General features: G+C 66.8%; 3 protein-coding genes. All 3 read right to left on the bottom strand.

Going from position 1 to position 2,584, the window contains the following annotated elements; genetic code table 11:
* Nucleotides 1–83 precede the first annotated feature (83 nt).
* Nucleotides 84–644 carry a hypothetical protein gene (locus VFH65_RS19320; protein ID WP_353323620.1) on the bottom strand — a complete coding sequence of 187 codons (561 nt, stop codon included), beginning with the start codon at nucleotides 642–644 and terminating at the stop codon, nucleotides 84–86.
* Nucleotides 645–812: 168 nt separating this feature from the next.
* Nucleotides 813–1,727, bottom strand: a complete 915-nt coding sequence (locus tag VFH65_RS19315; protein WP_353323618.1) for an HAD-IC family P-type ATPase — start codon at nucleotides 1,725–1,727, stop codon at nucleotides 813–815.
* A partial coding sequence (locus VFH65_RS19310; RefSeq protein ID WP_353323616.1) for a heavy metal translocating P-type ATPase occupies nucleotides 1,633–2,584 on the bottom strand: 952 nt, incomplete at its 5' end. The genes VFH65_RS19315 and VFH65_RS19310, both read right to left, overlap by 95 nt.

Raw genomic sequence — 2,584 nt, 5'->3', positions numbered from 1 at the left:
TCCGGCAGGCCTCTGCGCGCAGGTCCAGATCCCGCGGACCGCAGCCCCGAAGGTGGACACCAGGAAATATGTCCGCGGGAAGCTCACCTCCACACGAGGACGAGGATGCCTACGGCGATCAAGGTGTCCAGTACTGCGCACCATTCGGCTAGCGAGGGTGACACGATTGCGCGCGCTCGTAGGTGAACGAGATCCCAAACGGTGTGCGCGAGCAGACCCACTGCAACCAGAGTGCTCCCGGCTTGAGAACCGGCCGCGATTGCGATGAAGGCGACGGCCCCGAAGATGAGGGTCGCCGGTGCCTGCAACGCAGGTAGCCAGAGTCGACGCAGCGAACCACGGACTAACCCGACGATCGTCATAACCACGGCGGCGACCGCGAGCACCGGCCCAGGAGCGATATTGAGCAGGCGCAGACAGACAACGCCCGCAAGTAGGCCGATGAGAACCCACCAGGTGGCTTGCGGGCGCTCAAGCACAGCGATCGCTAGGTAACCGACCGACGCAATCAATAACACGATCGCGAATTCACGCCCGTCATCGAAGTCGGACAGCGTGAGCGCTGCGAGACCGACTCCGAGCACCGTGGGCCACCGACGCAGTAGCGCGTACAGGCGTGGCTTCTGTTCAGTCGCTGCGCTCATGCCGGAGTCCCACTAATGATCACTTGTCGTGGTCATCGTCCCTGCTCCGCCCAGGTGTATGCCTTCGTTGCCAACCACATTTGCGGCAGCGGCGGCGTGCAGGCCGGCGGTCTTCGTGACGACCGGGGTCCGCCGGTTGGCGCGTGCTGGCGTGCGCCGCGGTGTGGGTCACTGCTTGGCCGATGCGGCGGTGTGGCGGGCCGTGTCGGCGTCGAAGGTGGCAGCGCAGTGCGACGAGCAGAAGTAGTAGGTCACACCGTCGACTTCGCGGCTAGCGGCAGCTGTCTCGGGGTTGACGGTCATACCGCAGACAGGGTCGACGGTCGTGGTGGTAGCCATTGCTGCCTCCTCATGGTTTTCGGGGATGATGGTCTGTGAGGTTGCGGTCGGGGTAGCCAGCTGTACCTGCGGCCTGATGGGTGCCGGGCGAGCGGCGGGCAGTGGCGCGGGATGCCAGCGGCGCAGCCGGTTGGCGTTGGTGACCACCGACAGCGATGACAGGGCCATTGCGGCGGCGGCAATGATCGGTGACAGGCGGATACCGAGGAATGGGTAGAGCAGTCCGGCGGCGATCGGAATGCCGACCGCGTTATAGACCAGGGCGAAAAACAGGTTCTGGCGAATGTTGCGCATGGTGGCCCGCGACAGGCCGATCGCGGTCGGCACCCCGGTGAGCGAACCGGAGATCAAGGTGATGTCGGCGGCCTCGATGGCCACATCGGTGCCGGTACCGATGGCCAGCCCAATGTCGGCCTGCGCCAGTGCGGGCGCGTCATTGATTCCGTCACCGACCATGCCCACCCGGGCGCCGGCTGCCTGCAGCCGCTGCACCTCGCCGGCCTTGTGCTCCGGCAGCAGCTCCGCAAGAACCGTGGGGATGCCTACCTGGCCGGCGATCGCGGCGGCGGTACGCCTGTTGTCGCCGGTGATCATCACCGTGGACAGCTCCATTTGGTGTAGCGCCGCTAGGGCCGGCACCGAGTCGGGCTTAATGGTGTCGGCGACCGCGAGAACGCCGGCGGGTTGGCGCTCGACCGCGGCGAGGATGGGCTGTCTTGCCTTCGGCTGCGTACCGGTCGGCAACCTCTTGGGCCGGTGTGGTGTCCAGGCCGGCGTCGGAGAGCAGCCGCGCGTTGCCAACCAGAACCTGGCGGCCGTCGACGGTGGCCCGTAACCCTTTGCCGGTGATCGTGGTGAACCTGGTCACCGGCGGCAGGCTGAGACCGCGTTCGTGGGCGGCGCGGAGGATTGCGGTCCCCAGGGGGTGTTCGCTGTCGTGCTCCGCCGCGGCCACCAGCGCGAGCAGGCTGGTCTGGTCGAACCCGTTGAGGGGGTGTACATCGGTGAGTGCCGGTTTGCCGGCTGTGACGGTGCCCGTCTTGTCGAGCACGATGGTGTCGAGCTTGTGTGCGGTCTCCAGGGCTTCGGCGGAGCGGATGAGGATACCGGCTTGGGCGCCTTTTCCAGTCGCAACCATGATCGACCGTGGGGTGGCGAGGCCGAGCGCGCACGGGCAGGCGATGATCAGCACCGCCACCGCAGCGACCAATGCAACGGTGAGCGCGGGCGCCGGCCCGGTGATGAACCAGATGGCGAAGGTGGCGATCGCGATGGCGATGACAGCGGGCACGAAGTAGCTGGAGATCGCGTCGGCAAGGCGCTGGATCGGCGCCTTGGAGGATTGGGCCTGCTGCACCAAGCGGATGATCTGGGCCAGCATCGTGTCGGCGCCGACCTTGGCGGCGCGCACCCGCAGCGATCCGGTGGTGTTGATGGTGGCGCCGATGACGGTGTCGCCTTCGCGTTTGGTAACCGGGATCGGCTCCCCGGTGATCATCGATTCGTCCACCGGTGAGCTGCCGGACAGGACGGTCGCATCGACGGGCACCTTTTCGCCGGGCCGGATGACGATCTCATCCCCGACCGCCACGTCCTCGATG

This window comes from Mycobacterium sp. (genome assembly GCF_035697385.1).
Taxonomy (GTDB): domain Bacteria; phylum Actinomycetota; class Actinomycetes; order Mycobacteriales; family Mycobacteriaceae; genus Mycobacterium.
The sequence above is the reverse complement of the archived record's forward strand: the minus strand, read 5'-3'. Positions and strand labels throughout refer to the sequence as shown.